This window comes from Catellatospora sp. TT07R-123, from assembly GCF_018327705.1.
Lineage (GTDB): Bacteria > Actinomycetota > Actinomycetes > Mycobacteriales > Micromonosporaceae > Catellatospora.
On sequence record NZ_BNEM01000001.1, the window covers coordinates 2,350,413 to 2,372,763 of the forward strand.

Below are 22,351 nucleotides of genomic sequence, written 5' to 3' on the forward strand. Positions count from 1 at the left end.
TCGTCATGGGGCACGATAGCCCCATGACGACAGGCCCGGCAACCGGCCGCAGCCGCCCGCAGCCCACGCTCGGGGCGGCGGGCGAGCAGTCCCCGCCCGCGCTAGGCGGCGGCGAGATCGGGCCGAGGCTGCGACGGCTGCGCGAGTCGGCCGGGGTCTCGCTGTCGGAGCTGGCCCGGCGGGCCGGGATCGGCAAGGCGACGCTGTCCGGGCTGGAACACGGCACCCGCAACCCGACCCTGGACACGCTCTGGTCGGTCACCGCCGCGCTGGGCGTGCCGATCACCGCCCTGCTCGGCCAGGCCGAGACGGCCGTGGTGCGGGGCACGGCGGTCGAGGCGGCGCTGCTCCAGGTCTTCGACGAGCGCGAGGTCACCTTCGAGCTGTACCGGATGACGGTCCCGCCCGGACCTGCCCAGACCTCGCCCGCCCACCACGCCGGGGTCACCGAGCACATCACCGTCTTCAGCGGCGTGCTGCGCGCCGGCCCCGCCGACGCCCCGCTGCTCGCGGGCCCCGGTGAGCACCTCACCTGGCAGGCCGACGTCCCCCACCTGTACGCCGCCGTCGGCGACACCCCCGTCACCGCCAGCCTGCTGATCCGCTACCCGCGGTAGCGACGACACCGTACGACTCGTACCAGCTCTACAGTCCGGCGCTAAGCTCTCGAACATGCTCACACGTCTTGAGGTTCAGGGGTTCAAGAACCTCTTGGACATTAGCGTCGACTTCGGCCCATTTACCTGCATTGCGGGCGCCAACGGCATGGGCAAGTCGAATGTCTTTGACGCGATCGAGTTCATCTCATACCTGGCCACGGACAGTTTGGTCGAGGCATCCCAACGCGTCAGAGGCGCGTCGGGCCTTCGCGGTGGAGACCCGCGAGATCTGTTCTGGGATGGATACAGAGATCACGAGCGCATCATCAAGCTCGCCGCAGAGATGATCGTCCCCGCGGAGGTGGAGGACGACCTAGGCGCGCCCGCACGCGCGACCACAACCTTTCTGCGCTACGAACTTGCGCTCGGCTACGAGCGCCCCATGAGCGAGGGATCCGTGGGACGGCTGAGCCTGCTCTCCGAAGAACTGCGACATATTCGCCGGGGAGAGGCAGCCAAATACCTGAAGTTTCCACACAGCGCCAAGAAATTTCGCTCGGCCGTCGTAGTCGGCGAACGCCGAGGTGGCGCTTTCCTGTCCACCGAGATTCGTGAAAGTGGAACAGTTATTAATGTTCACGGTGATGGCGGAAGCTTTGGAAAACCACAGCCGCGGGCAGCAGCCAGAGCCGGACGAACAGTTCTGAGTACAGTTACCACCAATGACTATCCAACCATCCTGGCAGCACGGCGCGAAATGCAAAGTTGGCGTCGATTGGCGCTGGAGCCTTCCGCGCTGCGGGCGCCCGATGGCTTGACCGCGCCAAGACAGCTAAGCCCGGATGGCCGCCACTTGGCATCCACGCTTTATCGGATCGCACATGAGCGTGCTCAAGGTGCCGATACCGCTGACCCGGAGTCAACGTATGCACGAGTAGCAGGCCGACTTTCAGACCTATCTGGTGTGGGAGTTAAAGGCTTGACAGTCGAACTCGACCAAGTAAGAGAGGTCTTCACTCTCTTCCTGGAGGAACGGGGGGATCTACGACTTCCCGCAAGGGCTCTATCCGAGGGAACGCTGCGGTTCTTGGCACTGTGCGTTCTACTTGAAGACCCGTCTTTTACAGGGCTCATATGCATGGAGGAACCAGAAAACGGCATTCATCCCGCAAATCTCCCTGCAATGTTGCGGTTGGTCGAGGATCTTGCCGTTGACGCCAGCGAAGCTCCCGACGAGTCCAATCCGTTCCGCCAGGTAATCGTAAACACTCATTCTCCGGGTGTTGTTCAGCTGTGCAACACGGCCGACCTCTTGCTTGCGGAGGTTAGGCCCCAGATGTCCCCTGACGGCACAGTCGCGCGGGCACTCGCGCTCCTACCGTTCAAGGACTCCTGGAGAACTGCGGCTAGTTCCGGGCCCTACTTCACCGAAGCCGACGTTATTGCCTACCTCGTCGCACCCCCCAATGCCCAGCTGATGCTTCCATTGGAGTTCCTTAAATGAGTGCTCAGGTGAGAAGCGGGTTATTTATTGCGGAAGGAACATCCGATCTCCCGATCGCCGAGATCGTTGAGTCGATCTTCCTTGACTTCGACACGATGGTTCACCTCAGCAAGCCTGACTTCAGCCTCCTGACTGGAGTCAAGAAAGACGTGGGTTCCAGAGTGTCCGCCGGGGTGCAGCTGTTGCGAGGTACCCCGCTCGATTTGGTCGTCGTTCACCGCGACGCCGACAACGCCGGCTATCAGGCAAGACGCGATGAAATCGATAAAGCCGTAAGCGAGGAGCTGATGGCCGAAACCGTTGCGGTAATCCCCGTTCGGATGACTGAGGCATGGCTTCTCCTCAGCGAGGAGGAGATACGAATTGTTGCTGGCAATCCGCGCAGCCGCAAAGAACTTAGTCTACCCCAAATCCATGAGGTCGAACGGCTTGCGGACCCCAAGACAACGCTACAACAGTGCTTGTTAAAGGCCGCCGACGTCACCGGGCGTCGACGCGATGCAATGGCAAAACGTTTCAATCAGCACCGCCGTCAGCTGCTAGAACGGCTCGATCGGTCCGGCCCAGTATCAGCTCTACCAAGTTGGAGGCAGCTGGTTAGGGATATCGGTGCGACGGCCGAACGCTGGAAGCAGGTAGACCGGTAGGCCACATCATGCGCAGTCAGCGGATTAGCCAGATGTTCAGTGGAGGTGAGCAGGCTTGCGCGCCTCGATCAGGAACCTTGCGCTGTACGCGGTGAACGACCCCTCCCGCCCGATCAGCTCGTGCAGCTCCCGCAGCCGGTCGCGATACGTCGCCACGTCGAAGCCGGGCACGATCCAGATCACCTTGCGCAGGTAGACGACCACCGCCGCGACGTCGAAGAACTCGGTGCGCAGCGACGCCGAGCGCAGGTCGGCCACGTCGAGCCCGGTGGCCCGCGCCGCCGCGGCCGCCGTCTCGGGGTCGCGCGCGGTGCCGCCGTCCAGCGGGCCGAGGAAGAACTCGGCCAGCCCGAACACCGAGCGCGGCCCGATCTGCTGCGACAGGTACGTCCCACCCGGGGCCAGCACCCGCGCCACCTCGGCCCAGTCGGTGACGGTCGGATGGCGGCTCACCACCAGGTCGAACGAGGCGTCCGGGAACGGCAGCGGCTCGCGGTCCGCGTGCTCGACCACGGTCGCGCCCAGCCGGGCGAGGTTGCGCCGGGCCAGGGCGAGGTTCGGCGCCCAGCCCTCGGTGGCCACCAGCACGGGCGGCACGTGCTCCAGCTCCGCGGTGACCTCGCCGCCGCCGGTCTGAAGGTCCAGCGCCGCGCGGGCGGTCGCCATCCGGTCGGCCACCAGCTTGGCGTATCCCCACGGCGGGCGCTGCTCGGTGGCCCGCCCCGCGAACCACGAGAAGTCCCAGCCGTCCACCGGCGCCGCGGCGCCCTCGGCCAGCAGCTCGTCGAATGTGCGATCTTGGCTCACGGCGCCAGTCTCGACTGACTTATCCTGAATGTCGACTGATTTCACGCGAAACTATCGACCGGGCCAGGGTCCGACACTACCATCCACGTAGTTAAATCGATTCGTCGCGTGAGGGGACACCGATGACGCAGACGCCTCAGGTCATGCCCGCCCGCAACTATCCGTTCGGCGAGGCCGACCGGCTCAACCTCGACCCGTTCTACGCCCATCTGCGCGGCGCCGAACCGCTGACGCGGGTGCGGCTGCCGTACGGGGAGGAGGCCTGGCTGGCCACCCGTTACGACGACGTGCGGACGGTGCTCGGCGACGCCCGGTTCAGCAGGGCCGCCAGCGTCGGCCGCGACGAGCCGCGCACCCACCCGCGCCAGGGCGACTCCGGGATGCTGTCCATGGACCCGCCCGAGCACACCCGGCTGCGCAAGCTCGTGGCCAAGGCGTTCACCGCCCGCCGCGTGGAGACGCTGCGCCCGCGCACCCAGCAGATCGCCGACGGCCTGCTCGACGCGTTCGAGGCCGGGGGCTCCCCCGGCGACCTGTGCGAGCACTACGCCACCCCGCTGCCGGTCGCGGTCATCTGCGAGCTGCTGGGCGTGCCCTTCGAGGACCGGGACAGGTTCCAGGTCTGGTCCGAGGCGATCATCTCGACCACCTCGCTCACCCCCGAGCAGATCCAGGACTACCTCAACAACCTGTGGGGGTACATCGGGCAGCTCATCGCGCAGCGCCGGGTCCAGGAGACCGACGACCTGCTCGGGGCGCTCGTGCGCGCCCGCGACGAGGACAACGACCGCCTGTCCGAGCAGGAGCTGGTGCAGCTGTCGGCGGGCCTGCTCGCGGCCGGGCACGAGACCACGGTCACCCAGATCCCCAACTTCGTGTACGTGCTGCTCACCAACCCCGACCGCTATCGCGAACTGGTCGCCCACCCCGACCGGATCCCCGCCGCCGTCGAGGAGCTGATGCGGTACGTGCCCCTGGGCACCGCCGCCGCGTTCGCCCGGTATGCCACCGAGGACGTCCTGCTGGGCGACATCCTGGTCCGCGCCGGTGAGCCGGTGCTCGGCTCGCTCGCCGCCGCCAACCGCGACCCGCGGATCTTCGACCACCCCGAGGACCTGGACTTCTCCCGCGAGACCAACCCGCACATGGGCTTCGGACACGGCCTGCACCACTGCGTCGGCGCGCAGCTGGCCAGAATGGAGCTCCAGGTGGCGATCAGCTCGCTGGTCGCCCGTTTCCCGAACCTGGAACTGGCCGTTGCCGAAGGGGAGCTGGAGTGGAAGAAGGGCATGCTGGTGCGGGGTCTGCGAGCACTTCCGGTGCGCTGGTGAGCGGGCAGTGGCGGGTCCAGGTCGACCCGGGGCGCTGCATCGGCTCGGGCCTGTGCGCGGGCTCGGCGCCGGACCACTTCGAGCTGGTCGACAAGAAGTCGCGCCCGGTGCGTGAGCTGGTCGACCCGAGCGATGAGGTCTCGGACGCGGCCGACTGCTGCCCCGTCGAGGCCATCCTGGTCACCGACGCCGCCACCGCCGAAACCATCGCCCCCGCCTGACCCGTTTTGCATTGACGCTGGCCTATCTAGAGGACGATTCTCCAAGATCTGTCCTCTAGATAGGTCAGCGTCAATGCTAAGTGGGGCGGGTCGGCCGCTGGCGTGACGTGGCCGACAGTGGGGCCCCGGAAAGTGGCGCGATTCGGCTCTGCCCCGTTCGGCTGCGTACAGTTTGCGGGCATGATGGGCGAGCGCACGGGACGGGCAGGGGCATGACGGTCGACGAGTACGGGCAGGGCATCGACCCCGACCGCCTGGAAGCCTGCCTGAACGTCCTCGCCGAGGTCGAGAAGCTGCCCCCCGGCCACCCGGACGCGGTCGCCGTACGCCGTGCCGTGGGCCACCTGTTCAAGGTCGTCAAGCAGCAGCGGCGCCGGGACCGGCGCGAGGAGGTCCTCGCCGCCGACGAGGCGGTCACCGCCGCGACGGCCACCGGGGCGCCCGGCCGCATCGACGACGAGACCTCGGGCGTGTTCGGCCTGAGCTCGCCGACCGAGGGCGACGTCGCCGGCCACCTGCGCCAGGCGCGGGCCTGCTACACCTGCAAGGACCGCTACACCCAGGTGGACGCGTTCTACCACCAGCTGTGCCCACCGTGCGCGCAGCTGAACCGGGAGCGCCGCGAGGCGCGCGCGGACCTGACCGGGCGGCGGGCGCTGCTGACCGGCGGCCGCGCCAAGATCGGCATGTACATCGCGCTGCGGCTGCTGCGCGACGGCGCGCACACCACGATCACCACCCGGTTCCCCAGCGACGCGGTGCGCCGGTTCAAGGCGCAGCCCGACAGCGCGGACTGGCTGCACCGGCTGCGCATCGTCGGCATCGACCTGCGCGACCCGGCGCAGGTGGTGGCGCTGGCCGACTCGGTCGCCGCGCAGGGCCCGCTCGACATCCTGATCAACAACGCGGCGCAGACGGTGCGCCGGTCGCCGCAGGCGTACGCGCAGCTGCTGGCCGCCGAGTCCGCGCCGCTGCCGGACGGGCCGATGCCGGAGCTGATCGCGTTCGGGCACTACCGGGGCGACAGCCCGGCGGCGGCCGCGATCCAGGCGATGCCGCACCAGCAGCTCAGCCCGGAGCTGGTGACCTCGCTCGCGCTGTCGGCCGGCGGGGCCTCGCTGGAGCGCATCGCCGCCCATACCGCCATCGACGCGGGCGGCCTGGTGCCCGACCTCGACTCCAGCAACAGCTGGGTGCAGGTGGTGCAGGAGGTCGACCCGATCGAGCTGCTGGAAGTGCAGCTGTGCAACGTCACCGCCCCGTTCGTCCTGGTCAGCCGCTTGCGGGCGGCGATGGCCGCGTCCGGCGCGCGGCGCAAGTACGTGGTGAACGTGTCGGCGATGGAAGGGCAGTTCAGCCGCCGGTACAAGGGGCCGGGGCACCCGCACACGAACATGGCCAAGGCCGCCCTGAACATGCTGACGCGCACCAGCGCGGGCGAGATGCTGACCGACGGCATCCTGATGACCGCGGTCGACACCGGCTGGATCACCGACGAGCGCCCGCACCCGACCAAGATCCGGCTGGCCGAGGCGGGTTTCCACGCCCCGCTCGACCTGGTCGACGGCGCCGCCCGGGTGTACGACCCGATCGTGCGCGGCGAGCTCGGCGAGGACCTGTACGGCTGCTTCCTGAAGGACTACAAGCCGTCGCCCTGGTGACCGGCGAGCAGCCCCGACCCGTCCCGCTCGGCGACCTCGTCCGGCGCGGCCGCGTCCAGCACGGTCAGCGCCGCCTGGTAGCCGTCCCCCGGTGACAGCGTGTACATGACCGACCCGGCGACGATCTCGGGCCGCCCGTCGTAGCGGTGCAGCCGGGGCGGCTCGTGCGGGGCGGACACCTCGATCTTCGTCATCGCCGTCCGCAGCCCGTCGCCGGTGGCCTTGAGCACCGACTCCTTGCGAGTCCAGTACGTGTAGAACCCGGCCTGGTCGGGGATGCCGCGGGCCAGTTCGGCGGGGCTGAGCGCCAGGCGGGACAGCCCGGCGACGTCCCGGTCGGGCTGGTTCTGCTCGACGTCGACGCCCAGCGGGCCGCCCCGGCCGAGCACCACCGCGATCCGGTCGCCGGAGTGCGACACCGACACGTGCAGGCCGGTGCCGGGCAGTACGGGCCGCCCGTGCGGGACGGCGCAGTCGGGGCAGCCGCGCTCGACCCGTACCCGATGGGGGTCCTGGCCGAGCTCGCGGCCCGCGGCCAGGCGCAGCAGCGCGGCGGCCGCGGTCTGCCGGGCCTGGTCCTCGGGCCGGCGCAGCGCGGCCCGGCGCTGCCGCTCGCCGTCGCTGAGCAGCTCCAGGTGCTCGGGCCGGGCGTCGGCCGGGCGGGCCCACCAGACCGCGATCACCACTTGGCCTCGAACTTCGACACCCCGGACTTGGTGGCGTCGCCGGACAGCCGGGCCTTGGCGGCGGTGTCGGCGTACATGGTCCAGCGCAGGAAGTCGGTGATCGTCTTGATGACCTGGTCGAAGCCCTTGGCCCCCTGGCCCAGGTATTCGCCGTGGCCCTGGCCGAGCAGGGTGAGGAAGCCCTTGGGCCAGCTGGTGCCGGTGTAGGCGCCGCGGCCGGTCTGGTAGGTGACGGTCGGGTCCTGGTCGCCGTGCACGAACAGCACCGGCGTGCGGGCGCCCTTGAACGCGCCCATCGAGCCGCCCGCGATGACGACAGCGGCCTTGACCCGGGTGTCGCGCTTGTTCGCGAGGATTCCGGCGGAGGTGAAGCCGCCCGCGGAGTGGCCGCCGACGGCGACGTGCGCGGCGTCGAGGTGGCCGCGCAGCGGGTCGCCGGAGGCGGTGTCCAGCTTCAGCACCCGGGTGATCACCTCGCTGGCGTCGGCGGGCTGGTTGCCCATGTCGCCCGCGTTGAACGGGTTGGCGTCGCGGTTGGTGAACGGGTACGTCGGCCCGGCCACGACGAACCCGGCCGCGGCCAGCCGCCGGGTGATCTGCTCGTAGTAGGCGGGCAGCCCGTGCAGGCCGTGACTGAACACCACCAGCGGGAACCGGCCCGGGGCGACCGGCGCGTTCGCCTTCGGCGAGCCCCCGGCCTTGCCGGTGGCCGGATACCAGACGGTGGTGGTCAGGCTGCGGCCGCCGCGCGACAGTTTCAGCGTGCGTACGCCCACCGCCAGCGCCGCCTTGGGCGCCCCGGCCGGGGCCGACGGCGAGGGGCTGGCGCTGGGCGGCGCCGGTGTGGCCGAGGCGGCCGCCAGGACCGCGGCGGTGCCGCTCGGAGCAGGCGGGGCGCTGGCGTCGCGCCATCGCGGATCCGTCGACGTGCAGCCGGCCAGGGCCAGCGTCAGGCACAGGGCGAGGCGGGTGAGGGGTCGGACCGGCACGGCGCCGAGCCTAGCGCCCCACCCCGCTCCGCGTCGCGGGGTGCGGAAGGGCACCTTCGGATCGGAGTCCGATGTGGAAGGTGCCCTTCTTAACCGCCGTTCCGCGTACTACTTGACCTTGATTTTGACGGGCATGCTGCGGTCGGAGCCGACCCGGCCGTACAGCGTGTACTCCCCCGGCTTGAGCGCCGGACCGGCCGCCACCCGCATCGCGCCCTTGACGCAGGCCGAGCTCGACTTGCCGTTCCAGCCCACGTTGACCACCAGCTCCCGGCCCGGGGCCAGGTTCACCACCTGGTGGCCGCGCGGGGCGCCGCAGTCGTCGGAGGACCACACCTTGTCCGTGCCGTGGGTGATGAACAGCTCCTGCGCGTCGGCGCCGACGTCGCGGCCGCACGCCTGCTTCGAGCCGTTCTTGATCACCAGGGTGAGGCTGGTGCCGACACCCTTGGCCAGCTCGGCCTTGCCCGCCCGCGCGGTGACCTGCAGGTCGCCGTCGGTGCACTCGGCCTTCGAGCCCGCCGGGCGGTCGCCGCGGTCGCCGCCGACATACCGCACCCGGAAGATCTTGGCCATGGGTGCGGCCGGGTCGAAGCTGTCCTCGGCGTACAGGCCGGTGAAGTAGAGCGCGTCCGGGCCCGCGACCAGGCCCGCGATGCTGGTCTTGCCGTAGCCGTTGTATTCGATCAGGGCCTTGGGCGCCCCGACCGTGCCGTTGGCGTTGAACGTGAACTCCACGATCCGCTTGCCCCGCTCCTGCGGGCCGGTGGCGAAGGTGGGGCCGCTCTCGGAGACGTACGCGTGGCCGTACTTCTCCTTCGGGAACCCGGCGCCCTGGTAGTTCTCCGACTGCACGAACGTGATGTTGACCGGGGCGTGGGTGACCGGCCAGTTGTACAGGGCGCGCTTGCGCAGGGTCTCGCCGCCGACGTCCCAGCCGTAGTCGGCGCCCTTGACCACCCGGGCGAACCGGTCGTTGGACGACGGCCCGTTCTCCACCGAGTAGTGCTGGCCGTCGGCGGCCCGCCAGGCCCCGCCGAACGGGTTGCGGAAGCCCGACGCCCAGACGTAGTCGCGCGCCTTCTTCTTGTCGGCGGCGTCGAAGAACGGGTTGTCCTCCGGCGCGGTGCCGTCGAGGTTCATCCGCAGCACCTTGCCGCGCATCGAGTCGATCTTGCGAGCCGAGCTGGGGGTGAAGCCGTCGCCCATGTGCACGTACAGCTTGCCGTCCGGGCCGATCGTCAGGTTCGAGATCTGGTGCGACGCCTCCTGCGACTCGCCCTTCATCTCGATGACCGTGGTCGCGGTCGCGGCGGTGAAGCCGCCGTCCTCGCTGTGGAAGCGCACGATCTTCGGGTACGTCTGCGCGCCGCTGCGGAACAGCATGCTGGCGAAGACGTCGCCGGTCTTCGGCTCCACCACGATGCCGGTCAGGCCGATCTCCCCCGCGCCGGGGAAGTTGCCGCGCGGATCAAAGTTCAGCAGGTCCTTGGCGTACGTGCTGACCTGGAAGTCGCCCCGGACGACCTTGATCGTGCCGTACAGCTCGGTCACGTAGAACATCGGCTTGCCGGGGCTGACGTTGTGCTCGGGCACCATCGCGATGTTGACCGGCAGCGAGAGCCCGCCCGCGACCTCCTCAACCTTGTACCCGGGCTGCTTGACCACCCACTGCTTAGCCCCGGGCAGCGGCTTGCGCTCCTTGTCGGTGTGGAACGGCCGCGCCGTGTACGCGCTCCACTGCGTGGCCGCGTCGCCGCTGGAGTCCTTGTGCCGCACCCGCAGCTCGTAGTCGCGGTCGGGCAGCAGGTCGCGCCGGTCGGCGAAGGCGTTCTCGAACATGCCGTCGCCCAGGTGCGCGTGCGTCTTCTGCACGCCGCCGATGCAGTCGCTGAACCACACCCGCTCGTGCGGCTGGGCGGTCCAGATCTCCCAGTCGGTGCAGACGTGCTCACTGGCGGCGTCGGCGTCCTGCATCGGCCGCGTCTCCATGTGCACGTCGGCGGCGCTGACGAGCTGTCCGTCCGCGGCCGGCTCGGTGATCACCGGTTGCAGTGGCGCGACCGAGGACGGTTTGGCCTGGCCGGCCTGGTTCTGGCAGGCGACGAATACTCCGGCGAACGTCAGCAGGAGCACTGCCAGCACCGATTCGCCCGCGATCGCGATCTTCCGCGCGTCCATGACGTTCCCCCGACAGTCCGTTCGCAACTCGGCGAGGTTACAAAGATCAGCTCGGATTGCGGGTGTAACACGCCCAGTTCTTGGCAATTGATATCGTTTTGTACTATTCACAACTCGTACGAGCGGCGGAGGACGCGCCATGACCGATGACCTCACCGCGCTCGCCGCCGACGCCTACGTCTACGGGTATCCGCTGGTCTGCAACCTGGACGAGATCGAGTCGCTGTCCGCCAAGGGGCTGGGGGCGGTCCCGCCCGCGCCGTACAACACGTTCGGCCACGCCCGCGAGCTGGCCGACCCGTGCATGCGCTTCGTCTCGATCAACAACGACACGCTCTACTCGATGGCGCCGCTCGACCTGTCCGGCGGGCCGCTGCTGCTGCACGTGCCCGACACCGACGGCGCCTACTACGTGCTCCAGTTCATCGACGCGTGGACCGACAACGTGGCCTACGTCGGACGGCGTGCCACGGGCACCGGCGAGGGGACATACCTGGTCACCGGGCCGGGCTGGACCGGGGCCGCGCCCGAGGGCGTGCCCGTGATCGCCATGCCGACGGCGGTCGGGGCCGTCGTCGGCCGCAACGCCTGCGCCGGGCCCGACGACCTGGCCCGGGTCGAGGCGATCCAGCGGCGGCTCACGCTCACCCCGACCGGGACCGGGCACCGGCTCGCCGGACTGCCCGCCCCGGACCCGGACGTCCCGGCCGAGCTGCTGTTCTGGGAGAAGCTGCGGGTGCGGCTGGCGGCCAACCCGCCCGCCGCCGACGACCTCGCCCACCAGCGGCGGTTCAAGCCGCTGGGCCTGCTGTCGGCAGGCCCGTCACCGTACGCCGACCCCGACGACCGCCTGGCCGCCGCCCTGGCCGCCGGGGCCGCCCGCGGCGGTCAGCACGTCGACCAGCTCAGCCGGACCCCGTTCGCCGCACCGGTCGACGGCTGGGTCGTGGACCCGCACGGCTTCGACTACAACCGCCACTTCTTCGGCATCGGCACGCTCGACAGCCCGCAGTGGAAGATCTCCGACCCCCACCGGGCGTACGAGCTGCGCGCCGCCGCCGCCCGCGCCGGGCTGTGGGGCAACCACGGCTACGAGGCCGTCTACGCGATGACCTACACCGACGGCGGCGGGCAGCCGCTGGACGGCACCCGGGCCTACCGGCTGCGCTTCACCGCCCCGCCGCCGGTCGAGGCCTTCTGGTCGGTCACCATGTACGACCTGCCCGACTTCTACCTGGTCGGCAATCCGATCGGCCGCTACTCGATCGGCGACCGCACCCCGGGCCTGACCTGGGGCGACGACGACTCGCTGACCATCGCCCTGCAACCGGACCGCCCCGCCGGCGACCTGTCCGCCAACTGGCTGCCCACCCCACCCGGCCCGTTCCGCCCGGTCCTGCGCATGTACCAGCCCCGCCCCGAAATCCTGGACGGCACCTACCGCATACCCCCCCATCACCCCCGCCTGACCCTCCACCACCGCCCCGCCGCGCGGGCTGGCGTGGGTGCAGTTTCGGGGAAAGTGCAGGAATCTTGGCCGGCGGTTTCTGTTGGCTGTTGCAACGAGGTATGGATCTTGGAGGATCGGATTCATGCCCGGTAGACGTTTGACTTCGCAGGAGCGCGCCCAGATCGAGGTGTTGTTCGGTCAGGGGCTGCGTTATGCCCAGATCGCGGCGGTGATCGGCCGTGACCGTACGACGGTGTGGCGGGAGGTGACCCGTAACAACGCCTACCAGGGTGCGCACGCGCCTGGTGGTGCCTGGCATCCGCGCGGCCGGGCCGCCGGATGTCCGGCGACCGGGCGGTGGGGTGGGGGCTATCGATGGAAGTACTGCCACGAGTTCGCCCAGCGTCGGGCCGACAAGCGGGCCCGGCGCCCGCGTGATGGCAGGCTGCGCGCCCGGCGCAGCCGTACGATGGCACCGCTGTGGCACCTGGTGAAGCAGCGGCTGGCCCAGCGGTGGTCGCCGGTGCAGGTCGCCCGGTCGCTGCGCATCGACTACGCCGATCAGCCGGAGTGTTGGGTGTCGCACGAGACGATCTACCAGGCGATCTACTACCAGGCCCGGGGCGGGATGCGTGAGGAACTGGCCCGGCAGGTCGCGCTGCGTTCCGGCCGGGCGGCCCGCAAGCCGCAGTCGAGGGCGGCCACGGCCACACGCGCGGCCAGGCCGTGGGTCGCCGATCTGCACATCTCGGCCCGCCCGGCCGAGGCCGCCGACCGGGCCGTGCCCGGCCACTGGGAAGGCGACCTGATCATCGGCGCCCGCGGCACCAGCGCGATCATCACCCTGGTCGAACGCGCCACCCGCTACGTCATGCTCGGCGCCCTGCCCGAATCACGCATCAGCGACAACGTCACCGACGTCCTCATCACCCTGATGAACCGCCTACCCGACGAACTACGCAAGACCCTGACCTGGGACCAGGGCGCCGAGATGGCCCGCCACGCCCGGTTCACCCTGGCCACCGACTGCAAGGTCTACTTCTGCGACCCCCACTCGCCCTGGCAACGCGGCAGCAACGAGAACACCAACGGCCTGCTACGCCAGTACTTCCCCCGCTCCAGCACCGACTTCCGCAAATACAGCCAGGACGAACTCGACGCGGTCGCCCGAGAACTCAACGGACGACCGCGCCAAACCCTCGACTGGCAAAACCCCGCCGAACGACTCAACCAGTACCTCGTTGCAACAACCGCTTGAGCCGGCCGCCCACGTTCGTGCACTTTCCCCGAAACTGCACCCACTATGGCCGAGTCGGAGTGGTCACGGACTGTTCAGGTCAGCCAGCAGGGCCAGATCGATGTCCTGGATGGGAATGTCGCGCTCAGCAGGACATCGCCTCCGAGCGATCCTGTGCAGCCACGCTCACCGCCAGGGCCAGCGCGAGCTTGACGGTCTCCCGTGGACCAGGTCGCTGCCTTCATCAACCTAGCCAACCTTATGCATAAGGCAACATCAGCAGGCGTCCAGAGGCATGCTGATGTTTGCGGTATGGGCACACACATGGTCCATTTGTCCCCGCGGACCAGGGAGAAGCACGTGGCGAAGTCGAAGACGCAGACGATCATCGATGATCTGACCGAACAGATCGGTTCCGGCAGGTTGAAGCCGGGCGATCAGCTGCCCAGCACGGCGGAGCTGCGCCAGCAGTACGGCGTGTCGATCACCGTCGTACGCAACGCGGTCAACTGGCTCAAGGCCCTGGGCCTGGTCGAGGGCCTGCCCGGCGTCGGCGTCTTCGTCGCCGAACGGTAACCAGGCCGCCCACCGTACGTTCTGACCGGGCATGGGGATCTTCCGACGAAGATCAGGGTCTCCGGTCAGGAAGTCGCTTCAGATCGCACTTTCTGACCGGAGACTCCGATCATGCCCGCCGCGCGGCGCGCCGCGCCCGTCCGCGCCCCGCCGCGCCCGTCCGCGCCGCGCCACCCGGCCGGGTCACTCCCAGTGGGGGCGGAGGGGGACGTGGGCGTCGGCGTGGGAGTCGAGGCGGACGCCGAGGACCTGGTGGAGCTGGACCGCGTTGCGGTCGAAGCCCAGGCGGCAGCCCGCCAGGTAGAGGCGCCACACCCGGGACTTGGGCAGGCCGATCTCCCGCACCGCGTCGTCCCAGCGCCCCTCCAGGTTCTGCGACCAGGCGGTCAGCGTCCGGGCGTAGTGCTCGCGGAAGTTCTCCTCGTGGCGCACCTCGAACCCGGCGTCGTGCATGACCGACACCAGGTGGCCGACCGCCTCCAGCTCGCCGTCGGGGAAGATGTACCGGTTGATGAACCGCCGCTTGCGGCTGGCCGGGTCGTGGTTGCTCGGCCGGGTGATGCAGTGGTTGAGCAGCCGGCCGCCGGGCTGGAGCCGCCGCAGCAGGAACCCGAAGTAGCCGGGCAGCTGCGCCCGCCCGATGTGCTCGGTGAGCCCGATCGAGCTGATCGCGTCGAACCGCCCCGGCGGCACGTCGCGGTAGTCCAGGTGCCGGACCTCGGCCAGGTCGGACAGCCCGGCCTCGGCGATGGCCTTGGCGGCCCACTCGGCCTGGCGGCGGGACAGGGTGACGCCGAGCGCGCGTACGCCGTACTCGCGGGCGGCGTGCATGACCATGCCGCCCCAGCCGCAGCCGACGTCGAGCAGCCGCATCCCGGGTTCCAGGCCGAGTTTGCGGGCGACCAGGTCGTGCTTGTGCCATTGGGCCTGCTCCAGGCTCGCCCCCGCGTCGGGGTAGACGGCGCAGGTGTAGGCCATGGACGGGCCGAGCAGCCACTCGTAGAACCGGTTCGAGACGTCGTAGTGGTGCGAGATGGCGGCCTGGTCGCGTTCGCGCGAATGGCGGCGACCGCGCAGGCGCACCTCCTGGGCGGGCCGCGGCGGCGGGCGCAGCAGCCGTACGCCGCCGAGCCGCCGCAGCGCGCTCAGGCGCTGGGTCCACGGCACGGCGAATTCGAGGTCGGCCAGCCCGGCCATGGCGGTGTACAGGTCGCCCTCGACCTCCAGGTCGCCCATGGCGTACGCGCGGGCCAGGCCCATCTCGCCGCCGCCGGTGACCAGGTACGACAGGGCGCGTTCGTTGCGCACGTCGAACAGGACGGGGGCGTCGACGGGGCCGGACCGGCTCCCGTCGTACGCCCGGACGCGGATCGGGGCCGAGTCGCCGAGCAGATGCTTGATTACCGGTGCTACCGCCATGTCAGGTCCTCACGCACTTGTCGTACAGGTCGGGCAGTCTCCCGTCGGGGTCGTACGCGCGCTTGGCGGCGGTGTACGCGGCGCCGTCGTACAGCCGCCAGAACGCGTCCCGCGGGTAGTGGACGGTCGAGTAGAGGGACTTGTGGCCGCCGAGCGCGGTCACCTCTTCCTCGATCAACCGGTTGTGGAAGCCGGGCCCCTGGCCCGGCCGGAGCGGCACGGCCGACCAGAAGCCGAGGTTGACGTAGGTCTCGCCGGGCTTGAGCGGGTACAGCGGCCACGGGCTGTCGCTGCGCAGCCGCAGCGGGCACAGCCAGATCGGGCTGATGCCGATCTCGCGGTGGAAGAAGTCCAGGAACTCGGGCAGCCGGCCGACCGGCACCTCGACGTCCTGCACCACCGCCTCCTGCGGCGGGCGGCCGCGGCGGCGGTCTAGCCGCTCGGTGAGGCGGTGCCGGCGGTCGAAGGCGACCAGGTGGTGGTACACGTCGGAGCGGCGGTAGCGCCGCGGCCACAGCCGCCGGACCAGCGGGTGCTGGGCGCCGAACGCCCGCGAGCACCAGAACCAGTCGGTGTCCCAGCGCCACAGGTAGTCGTGCACGGTCAGGTGGTCGACGGCGTGCTCGCGCAGCGATCGGTAGAAGATCTTCTGGCCGGTGTAGTCGCTGGTCGCCGGGGCCTCGTCGACGAAGTCCGCCAGCGTCAGCACGATGTCGCGGCGGTCGAAGACGACCCCGTCGAGGAAGTCGACCGGCCGGTCGCCGTCGCGCCCGGTGGCGCACAGCTCGTCCAGGGCGGCGGCCGCGGCGGCGATGTCGGTGAAGCGGCGGTGCCGCAGGCGCACATACGGGCGTACGGGCGCGAGCTCGATCTCCAGGCGCAGGGTGTACCCGAGCGTCCCGTACGAGTTCGGGAAGGCCCGCAGCAGCCCGGCGTGTTCGTTGTCGGCCCGCGCGACGACCACCTGCCCGTCGCCGGTCAGCACCTCCAGCTCGCGCACCGACTCGTGCGGCAGCCCGTTGCGGAACGACGTGGACTCGATGCCCAGCCCCGCGACCGCCCCGCCCAGCGTGATGGTCTTGAGCTGCGGCACGACCAGCGGCATCAGGCCGTGGCGCAGCGTGGCGGCGGCGAGCCGCTCGTAGGTCACCATGCCCTGGACCTGGGCGGTGCGGCGGCCGGAGTCGACCTCCAGCACCTGGTCGAAGGCGGACACGTCCAGTCCGGGCCCGGTGGCGGCGCTGCCGAACCGGAACAGGTTCGAGGTCTTCTTGGCGAGTCTCACGGAACTGCCCGGCGGCAGGGCGTCGTAGCGCTGCCGCAGCTGCGCGACAGCGCGGTCGTGGACACCGTAGTGCCGGGTCGCCCGGCTTGGGTCACCCTCCACGTTGGCAACGTACCCCGCAAGCCGTGCCAGAAACCCGCAAACCGGAGTTAACAGGGTGCCCTTCCGCCACGGAAAGCGATAAGGCTGCGGAAAGCGATAAGAAGGTGCCCTTCCTTTCCGGGCGTGCGAGGGTGGACGGGTGCGCAAGTACGTCATCATGGGCGTCCAGGGCAGCGGCAAGGGCACCCAGGCGAAGCTGCTCGCCTCCGATCTGGACCTCGTGCACATCAGCGTCGGCGACATCTACCGCTGGCACGTGCAGTACCACACCAAGATCGGTGCGCAGGTGCGCCGGGCGATGAACGCGGGCGAGCTGGTCGACGACGCGCTGACCGAGTCGGTGGTGCACGAGCGCCTGGCCCTGCACGACTGGACGTACGGCTTCGTGCTGGACGGGTTCCCCCGCAACCGCCGCCAGGCCGAGTTCTTCATGGAGCGCTACGACGTCGACGCGGTGATCCACCTGGACCTGCCCGACAGCGAGGTGCGGCGGCGGGTGCTGGCCCGGCGGCTGTGCGCCAGCTGCGGCCTGGACTACAACCTGATCGAGCACCGCCCGGTCCGCGAGGGCCGCTGCGACGCCTGCGGCGGCGAGCTGCTGACCCGCGAGGACGACACCGAGGAGGCCCTGGCGGTACGGCTGGCCGACTACCACCGGCTGACCGACCCGGTGCTGGAGCTCTTCCAGGCCAAGGAGCAGGTCGTCACCGTCGACGCCCGCCCCGGCAAGGCCGCCGTCCAGCGATCGATCCGCGACCAGCTCTCCCTCCCCCAGCGTCGCCGCCCCACCTGACCCCGCGCCGCCCCGCGGCGGGGGTCACCAGGGGCCGGGGTCGGCGCCCGCGCCGACGCGGGTCTGCGTGCGGGGCCGCGAGCCCGCGGCGGTGCACTCCAGTTCGGTGGTGCTGGCGTCGACCAGGCCGAGCCGGGTCAGCTGCGGGCGCAGGAAGGCGCCGAGCAGCCAGTCGGCGGCCACCCGGGTGCGGTTGCCGGGCAGCGACAGCAGGTGGTAGCCGCGCGTCACCGCGGCGGCGGGCAGACCCGACAGCGGGATGCCGAACGGATCGGCCGCGGCGTCGGTCATGCCGAGATCGACCAGGAACCCCAGGTCCTTGTGCCGGTACGGCCGGACGCGCCCGCTGCCGTACGAGGCGGCGACGTTGTGCGCGGCAAGCCTGCCCTGGCGTACGGCGTGCTGGGCGGTCATCGGGCACAGCTTCCCCGGCCGGGTCAGGTCGGGCACAGCGGCGGCGTCGCCGCAGGCCAGCACCTCGGGGTGGCCCGGCACCCGCAGGTACTCGTCGACGACCAGGCGGCCGTCGACGGTGTCCAGGCCCAGCCCGGCCACGAGCGGGTCGGGGCGTACGCCGACGCACCAGATGAGCGAGCGGGTGGCGATGAACGCGCCGTCGGTGAGGCGTACCCCGTCGGCGGTGGCCTCGGCGACCGAGGTGCCGGTCAGCACCTCGACGCCGCGGTCGGCCAGCACCCGGGCGGCGGTGCGCGACAGGCGCGGGTCGAGGTCGGGCAGCACCCGGTCGGCGGTGTCGAGCAGCAGCCAGCGGGGGCGTTCGCCCAGCGCGGGCTGGGTGCGGGCGAGCGCGCCGGTGAGCAGCTGGCCGTACGCGGCCGCCTCGGTGCCGGTGTATCCGGCGCCCACCACCACGAACGTGGCGCGGGCCCGGCGCTCGTGCGCGTCGGCGGTCGCGGCGGCGAGCTCGATCTGGAGCGTGATGTGGTCGCGCAGGTAGAGGGCCTCGGCCAGGCCGCGCAGCCCGTGGGCGTGCTGGGCCACCCCCGGGATGGGCAGCAGCCGGTTGACGCTGCCCGGGGTGAGCACCAGCCGGTCGTATTCCAGGCGGCCGGCCCGCCCGTGCGGCTCGGTGTAGCTGACCGTGCCCGAGCCGAGGTCGACGTCGTCGACGGCGCCGGGCAGGACCCGTACCCCGCGCAGGGTGGCGGCCAGGGAGACGGTGATCCGGCGCGGTTCGAGCACCCCGGCCATGACCTGCGGCAGCAGCGGCAGGTAGAGCAGGTAGTCGTCCGGGCTCACGAGGATGATCTCGGCCCGGCCGCGGGCCAGCCGGTGCAACTTGCGGGCGGTGTGGAACCCGGCGAACCCGGCTCCGACGACGAGGACGCGCGGCCGGCCCATACCCACCTCCGGGTGTCACAGAATCACAACGCTCAGCAACGAGCACACCACGCTTGGTAAGGTCCTGACAGGCATTCACATTGAATCGTCCCGGTCGGAACGGGGCAGGCAGGGGGGACGCGGCCATGTTGGATGTGCGCAGCGAGCGACTCGCCCGGCGGTTCCGGTTGTGGGACACCGATGGCAACGGGCACGTCGACCGGTCCGACTTCGAGGCCGAGGGGCGCCGCATCATCGCCGCCTTCGGCGAGGACGAGCGCTCCCCGCGCGGCAGAGCCGTGCTCGACGCGTACCTGGCGATGTGGGACTACCTGGCCGGCAAGGCCGGGGTCGCCCCGGACGGCACGCTCAACGCCAAGCAGTTCGACCGGATCGCGCAGACCGAGATCATCCTGATGGGCAACACCGGCTTCAGCACCGTGCTGCGCCCGACCATCAGCGCCACCCTCGACCTGTGCGACGTCGACGGCGACGGGCAGGTCAACCCGACCGAGTTCAAGCGCTGGGTCGAGGCGATCGGGGTGACCAAGCCGCACGCCGAGGAGTCGTTCGACCAGATCGACGCCGACCACGACGGCCAGCTCAGCATCGACGAACTCGCCCAGGCCGTCCGCGACTACCACGCGGGCCTGCTCGACGTCCCCCTCCTGGGCCGCTGACCCGCACCCACCTCGCGTGGGTCACTCGCGGACGACCTCGCGCGGGGACTTGTCGGGGCGCAGGCCGCGCCAGGAGGGGTGGCGCAGGCGGTCGTCGCGGGTCCATTCGGTGAACATGACCTCGCCGACCAGGTTCGGGGTGGTCCAGTGGGCCTCGGCTGCCTCGCGGGCCGGGGGCGGGGGGTCGAACGGACTGGTCGCGCGGGACCGGCGGCGCAGCTGCCCGAGCAGCTCGGCCAGCGCGGCGCGGGTGAAGCCGGTGCCGACCTGGCCGACGTACCGCAGGCTGCGGCCTTCGGGTATGCCCAGCAGCAGCGAGCCGATGGTGTCAGCCCGGTTGCCCTTGCCGGGGCGCCAGCCGCCGACCACGACCTCCTGGGTACGCACGTTCTTGACCTTGATCCAGTCACGCGACCGCCGCCCCGGCAGGTACGCCGAGTCCAGCAGCTTGGCCACGACGCCCTCCAGCCGCTGCTCGCGTGCCGCGGCGAGCAGGTCCGGGCCGCCGCCCTCGGTGTGCGGCGGCGCGTCCCAGTGCGGCCCGCGCAGCCCGAGCGACTCCAGCAGCTCCCGGCGCCGCCGGTACGGCAGCCCCGTCGTGTCCTGCCCGTCGAGGAACAGCAGGTCGAACAGCACGTACGTGACCGGGGTGCGGGCGGCGGCCGCGCGCACCGCCGCCGCGTCGCGCAGGTGCATCCGCGGTTGCAGCGCCCCGAACGACACCCGCCCGGCGGCGTCGAACGCCACGATCTCCCCGTCGAACACGGCTGCGACCGGCCCCAGCGCCTCCCCCAGCGACCGCAGCTCCGGGTACGCCGCCGTCACGTCGAGGTCGTTGCGGCTGACCAGCCGGACCCGGCCACCCTCGGCGTAGGCGACGGCGCGCACCCCGTCCCACTTGAACTCGTAGCCGTAGTCGGCGTCGCGCGCGGGCGCGGGCAGCTCGCCGGGGGTGGCCAGCATCGGGCGCACCAGGGCGGGCAGGGCCTGCCGGTCGGGTGCCCCGGCGTCCATCAGGTGCATCAGCCACTGGTCGCCCCGGGTGCGGATCAGGGCGTACCGGCCGTGCGCCCGCTGCCCGTGCAGCACCACCTTGACCTCGTCGTCGGTCCAGGTCTCGCAGTCGTAGGTGCCCCGGTCCCAGATGGTGACGGTGCCGCCGCCGTACTCCCCGGCGGGGATCGTTCCGGCGAAGCGGGCGTATTCCAGCGGATGGTCCTCCGTGTGGACCGCGAGGCGGTTGCGGTGCGGGTCGGTGGGCAGGCCCTTGGGCACCGCCCAGGAGACGAGCACCCCGCCGTGTTCGAGCCGGAAGTCCCAGTGCAGGGCGCGGGCGTGGTGCTCCTGGATCACGAACGTGTCGTCGGCGCCGCGCGGCAGCGGCCCCTCCCCCGGCACGGGTTCGGGTGTGCGCGCCGCGCTGCGCTTGGCCCGGTAGGGCGCGAGCCGGTCGGCCATACCCCCGTTCTACCGCGCCGCCGCCGGCCGCGCGGGCGAACGTGACGATCCGGTGACGCGGCCCGGCAATGTGGGGCGAACGTCCACAACAGACCCGCGTGACATGCAGTGATTCATCCGAACGTATGATACTCGTGACCATCGATCGTCTCTAATGTGTCGTCCACACGGATGGACACGGCGCGAACGACCCCGACGCGCCGTCCACAGGAGAGGTGAATCCATGACTCTGAGGCGCACCCTCAGCACCGTCGGCATGGCCGCGCTGCTCGGCGCCACCCTGGTCGGCTCCCCCGTCGCGGCGAGCCTCGCCGTCGGCACCGGCGGCGCCATCGCCTGCGTCGACCCGGCCGCCCTCGGCGCCGCGAAGGCCAAGCCCGGTGCCACCGCCAAGCACGACCCGAACGAGCTCACCGCCACCGAGGTCGCCAACCGGGAGAAGGACCTGGCCGACCGCACGCGCCTCAACAACAAGCTCGGCGCCCCCGCGGCACTGGCCGCCACGGTCACCATCCAGGTCGTCGTGCACGTCATCTCCGAGGACGGCACCCGCGCCAACGGCAGCATCACCGACGCGATGATCAACAACCAGATCAGCGTCCTGAACACGTCGTACGCGGGCGGCTTCGGCGGTGCCAACACCGGGTTCCAGTTCAACCTGCAGGCCATCGACCGCCAGGTCAAGCCCGCGTGGTACCCGATCGTCGACGGCTCGACCGCCGAGAAGCAGATGAAGGCGGCCCTGCGCACCGGCACCAAGGCCACGCTGAACATCTACACCGGCCTGCTCAGCGACAGCCTGCTCGGCTGGGCCACGTTCCCGAAGACCACGCTGGACACCTACGACGGCGTGGTCATCCTGGCCGAGTCGCTGCCGGGCGGCACCGCGAGCCCGTACAACCTGGGCGACACCGCGACCCACGAGATCGGCCACTGGCTGAACCTGTACCACACCTTCCAGGGCGGCTGTAACGGCAACGGCGACCAGGTGTCGGACACCCCGGCGGAGAAGTCGGCCGCGTTCGGCTGCCCGACCAACCGTGACACCTGCACGAACAAGGCCGGGCTCGACCCGATCCACAACTACATGGACTACACCGACGACTCGTGCATGTACGAGTTCACCGCCGGTCAGGTCTCCCGCATGCAGTCGGCGTGGACGGCGTACCGCGCCTCCTGACCGGTCCCGCATCGCCCAGGGTCCGGCACGGCGACGTGCCGGACCCTCCCCCCGTCGAGGGCCCGGCACCGGTGCGCGGTGCCGGGCCCCGCCTTGTCATAGACGTTGGCCTATCACAGCGATTGTGCGTAGATCGCCTTCGCCGTAATAGGCCAACGTCTATGGAAAACAGGTGTGAGCGGGTCGGCCCAGGTTGCCGGTCGG

The 22,351-nt window shown here is 70.6% G+C and carries 20 protein-coding genes; 12 read left to right on the forward strand and 8 right to left on the reverse strand.

Annotation, left to right across the window (positions count from 1 at the left end; translation table 11 throughout):
• Window positions 1-23 precede the first annotated feature (23 nt).
• The 3 genes from Cs7R123_RS09950 to Cs7R123_RS09960 are packed head-to-tail and all read left to right on the forward strand — an operon-like array spanning window position 24 to window position 2,750.
• On the forward strand, window positions 24-617 hold the full coding sequence (locus tag Cs7R123_RS09950; protein WP_212825397.1) for a helix-turn-helix domain-containing protein: 594 nt from the start codon (window positions 24-26) through the stop codon (window positions 615-617).
• A 55-nt stretch (window positions 618-672) separates the two neighbouring features.
• Window positions 673-2,103 (forward strand): AAA family ATPase, encoded by a 1,431-nt coding sequence (locus Cs7R123_RS09955; RefSeq protein ID WP_212825399.1) that lies wholly within the window; start codon window positions 673-675, stop codon window positions 2,101-2,103.
• Window positions 2,100-2,750 carry a hypothetical protein gene (locus Cs7R123_RS09960; RefSeq protein ID WP_212825401.1) on the forward strand — a complete coding sequence of 217 codons (651 nt, stop codon included), beginning with the start codon at window positions 2,100-2,102 and terminating at the stop codon, window positions 2,748-2,750. Before Cs7R123_RS09955 ends, Cs7R123_RS09960 begins: the two co-directional genes overlap by 4 nt.
• 36 nt (window positions 2,751-2,786) lie before the next feature.
• Here Cs7R123_RS09960 and Cs7R123_RS09965 read toward each other — a convergent pair whose 3' ends face one another.
• Window positions 2,787-3,557 carry a class I SAM-dependent methyltransferase gene (locus Cs7R123_RS09965; RefSeq protein WP_212825403.1) on the reverse strand — a complete coding sequence of 257 codons (771 nt, stop codon included), beginning with the start codon at window positions 3,555-3,557 and terminating at the stop codon, window positions 2,787-2,789.
• Between the two features lie 122 nt (window positions 3,558-3,679).
• On the opposite strand from Cs7R123_RS09965, the gene Cs7R123_RS09970 reads away from it, so the two are divergent.
• The 3 genes from Cs7R123_RS09970 to Cs7R123_RS09980 all read left to right on the forward strand — a co-directional run bounded on the left by Cs7R123_RS09970 (window position 3,680) and on the right by Cs7R123_RS09980 (window position 6,770).
• Entirely contained in the window at window positions 3,680-4,888 is a 1,209-nt protein-coding gene (locus Cs7R123_RS09970; protein ID WP_212825405.1) for a cytochrome P450, read from the forward strand.
• The gene (locus tag Cs7R123_RS09975) at window positions 4,885-5,109 is read left to right on the forward strand and encodes a ferredoxin (protein WP_212825407.1); all 225 of its coding nucleotides are present in this window, start codon (window positions 4,885-4,887) and stop codon (window positions 5,107-5,109) included. Before Cs7R123_RS09970 ends, Cs7R123_RS09975 begins: the two co-directional genes overlap by 4 nt.
• 212 nt (window positions 5,110-5,321) lie before the next feature.
• Window positions 5,322-6,770: an SDR family NAD(P)-dependent oxidoreductase gene (locus Cs7R123_RS09980; protein ID WP_212825409.1), complete on the forward strand. Its 1,449-nt coding sequence runs from the start codon at window positions 5,322-5,324 to the stop codon at window positions 6,768-6,770.
• On the opposite strand, the gene Cs7R123_RS09985 is transcribed toward Cs7R123_RS09980, so the two are convergent.
• The 3 genes from Cs7R123_RS09985 to Cs7R123_RS09995 all read right to left on the reverse strand — a co-directional run bounded on the left by Cs7R123_RS09985 (window position 6,749) and on the right by Cs7R123_RS09995 (window position 10,626).
• Window positions 6,749-7,456 (reverse strand): 4'-phosphopantetheinyl transferase superfamily protein, encoded by a 708-nt coding sequence (locus Cs7R123_RS09985; protein ID WP_212825411.1) that lies wholly within the window; start codon window positions 7,454-7,456, stop codon window positions 6,749-6,751. The genes Cs7R123_RS09980 and Cs7R123_RS09985 overlap by 22 nt on opposite strands.
• Window positions 7,450-8,445, reverse strand: a complete 996-nt coding sequence (locus tag Cs7R123_RS09990) for a dienelactone hydrolase family protein (protein ID WP_212825413.1) — start codon at window positions 8,443-8,445, stop codon at window positions 7,450-7,452. The genes Cs7R123_RS09985 and Cs7R123_RS09990 overlap by 7 nt, the downstream gene beginning before the upstream one ends.
• Window positions 8,446-8,553: 108 nt before the next feature.
• Entirely contained in the window at window positions 8,554-10,626 is a 2,073-nt protein-coding gene (locus Cs7R123_RS09995) for a sorbosone dehydrogenase family protein (protein ID WP_212825415.1), read from the reverse strand.
• A 139-nt stretch (window positions 10,627-10,765) separates the two neighbouring features.
• Here Cs7R123_RS09995 and Cs7R123_RS10000 point away from each other — a divergent pair, with 139 nt between their 5' ends.
• The 3 genes from Cs7R123_RS10000 to Cs7R123_RS10010 all read left to right on the forward strand — a co-directional run bounded on the left by Cs7R123_RS10000 (window position 10,766) and on the right by Cs7R123_RS10010 (window position 13,889).
• Window positions 10,766-12,229 (forward strand): DUF1254 domain-containing protein, encoded by a 1,464-nt coding sequence (locus Cs7R123_RS10000; protein WP_212825417.1) that lies wholly within the window; start codon window positions 10,766-10,768, stop codon window positions 12,227-12,229.
• Window positions 12,219-13,334 (forward strand): IS30 family transposase, encoded by a 1,116-nt coding sequence (locus Cs7R123_RS10005; RefSeq protein ID WP_212825420.1) that lies wholly within the window; start codon window positions 12,219-12,221, stop codon window positions 13,332-13,334. The genes Cs7R123_RS10000 and Cs7R123_RS10005 overlap by 11 nt, the downstream gene beginning before the upstream one ends.
• A gap of 312 nt (window positions 13,335-13,646) precedes the next feature.
• Entirely contained in the window at window positions 13,647-13,889 is a 243-nt protein-coding gene (locus Cs7R123_RS10010; protein ID WP_374706983.1) for a winged helix-turn-helix domain-containing protein, read from the forward strand.
• Window positions 13,890-14,072: 183 nt separating this feature from the next.
• Here the strand turns inward: Cs7R123_RS10010 and Cs7R123_RS10015 are convergent, their stop codons facing one another.
• Both Cs7R123_RS10015 and Cs7R123_RS10020 read right to left on the reverse strand, forming a co-directional pair.
• A complete protein-coding gene (locus Cs7R123_RS10015; protein WP_212825424.1) occupies window positions 14,073-15,308 on the reverse strand; it encodes a cyclopropane-fatty-acyl-phospholipid synthase family protein in 1,236 nt (411 codons plus the stop codon).
• A 1-nt stretch (window position 15,309) separates the two neighbouring features.
• Entirely contained in the window at window positions 15,310-16,695 is a 1,386-nt protein-coding gene (locus Cs7R123_RS10020; RefSeq protein ID WP_244871733.1) for an FAD-binding oxidoreductase, read from the reverse strand.
• Between the two features lie 139 nt (window positions 16,696-16,834).
• Here Cs7R123_RS10020 and Cs7R123_RS10025 point away from each other — a divergent pair, with 139 nt between their 5' ends.
• On the forward strand, window positions 16,835-17,488 hold the full coding sequence (locus Cs7R123_RS10025) for a nucleoside monophosphate kinase (RefSeq protein WP_212825426.1): 654 nt from the start codon (window positions 16,835-16,837) through the stop codon (window positions 17,486-17,488).
• A gap of 24 nt (window positions 17,489-17,512) precedes the next feature.
• Here Cs7R123_RS10025 and Cs7R123_RS10030 read toward each other — a convergent pair whose 3' ends face one another.
• A complete protein-coding gene (locus Cs7R123_RS10030; protein WP_212825428.1) occupies window positions 17,513-18,850 on the reverse strand; it encodes an NAD(P)/FAD-dependent oxidoreductase in 1,338 nt (445 codons plus the stop codon).
• A 125-nt stretch (window positions 18,851-18,975) separates the two neighbouring features.
• On the opposite strand from Cs7R123_RS10030, the gene Cs7R123_RS10035 reads away from it, so the two are divergent.
• Window positions 18,976-19,509 (forward strand): EF-hand domain-containing protein, encoded by a 534-nt coding sequence (locus Cs7R123_RS10035; RefSeq protein WP_212825430.1) that lies wholly within the window; start codon window positions 18,976-18,978, stop codon window positions 19,507-19,509.
• Window positions 19,510-19,530: 21 nt separating this feature from the next.
• Here the strand turns inward: Cs7R123_RS10035 and ligD are convergent, their stop codons facing one another.
• Window positions 19,531-20,967: a non-homologous end-joining DNA ligase gene (gene ligD, locus Cs7R123_RS10040; RefSeq protein ID WP_212825432.1), complete on the reverse strand. Its 1,437-nt coding sequence runs from the start codon at window positions 20,965-20,967 to the stop codon at window positions 19,531-19,533.
• A 223-nt stretch (window positions 20,968-21,190) separates the two neighbouring features.
• On the opposite strand from ligD, the gene Cs7R123_RS10045 reads away from it, so the two are divergent.
• Window positions 21,191-22,147, forward strand: coding sequence for a zinc metalloprotease (locus tag Cs7R123_RS10045; protein WP_212825434.1), 957 nt, complete (start codon window positions 21,191-21,193; stop codon window positions 22,145-22,147).
• Window positions 22,148-22,351: the final 204 nt, after the last annotated feature.

Excerpts from the sequence above, each read along its gene's own strand:
- Cs7R123_RS09950 (WP_212825397.1), top strand. The coding sequence starts at position 24 with ATGACGACAGGCCCGGCAACCGGCCGCAGCCGCCCGCAGCCCACGCTC.
- Cs7R123_RS09955 (WP_212825399.1), top strand. The coding sequence starts at position 673 with ATGCTCACACGTCTTGAGGTTCAGGGGTTCAAGAACCTCTTGGACATT.
- Cs7R123_RS09960 (WP_212825401.1), top strand. The coding sequence starts at position 2,100 with ATGAGTGCTCAGGTGAGAAGCGGGTTATTTATTGCGGAAGGAACATCC.
- Cs7R123_RS09970 (WP_212825405.1), top strand. The coding sequence starts at position 3,680 with ATGACGCAGACGCCTCAGGTCATGCCCGCCCGCAACTATCCGTTCGGC.
- Cs7R123_RS09980 (WP_212825409.1), top strand. The coding sequence starts at position 5,322 with ATGACGGTCGACGAGTACGGGCAGGGCATCGACCCCGACCGCCTGGAA.
- Cs7R123_RS09995 (WP_212825415.1), bottom strand. The coding sequence starts at position 10,626 with ATGGACGCGCGGAAGATCGCGATCGCGGGCGAATCGGTGCTGGCAGTG.
- Cs7R123_RS10000 (WP_212825417.1), top strand. The coding sequence starts at position 10,766 with ATGACCGATGACCTCACCGCGCTCGCCGCCGACGCCTACGTCTACGGG.
- Cs7R123_RS10005 (WP_212825420.1), top strand. The coding sequence starts at position 12,219 with ATGCCCGGTAGACGTTTGACTTCGCAGGAGCGCGCCCAGATCGAGGTG.
- Cs7R123_RS10015 (WP_212825424.1), bottom strand. The coding sequence starts at position 15,308 with ATGGCGGTAGCACCGGTAATCAAGCATCTGCTCGGCGACTCGGCCCCG.
- Cs7R123_RS10030 (WP_212825428.1), bottom strand. The coding sequence starts at position 18,850 with ATGGGCCGGCCGCGCGTCCTCGTCGTCGGAGCCGGGTTCGCCGGGTTC.
- Cs7R123_RS10035 (WP_212825430.1), top strand. The coding sequence starts at position 18,976 with ATGTTGGATGTGCGCAGCGAGCGACTCGCCCGGCGGTTCCGGTTGTGG.
- ligD (WP_212825432.1), bottom strand. The coding sequence starts at position 20,967 with ATGGCCGACCGGCTCGCGCCCTACCGGGCCAAGCGCAGCGCGGCGCGC.
- Cs7R123_RS10045 (WP_212825434.1), top strand. The coding sequence starts at position 21,191 with ATGACTCTGAGGCGCACCCTCAGCACCGTCGGCATGGCCGCGCTGCTC.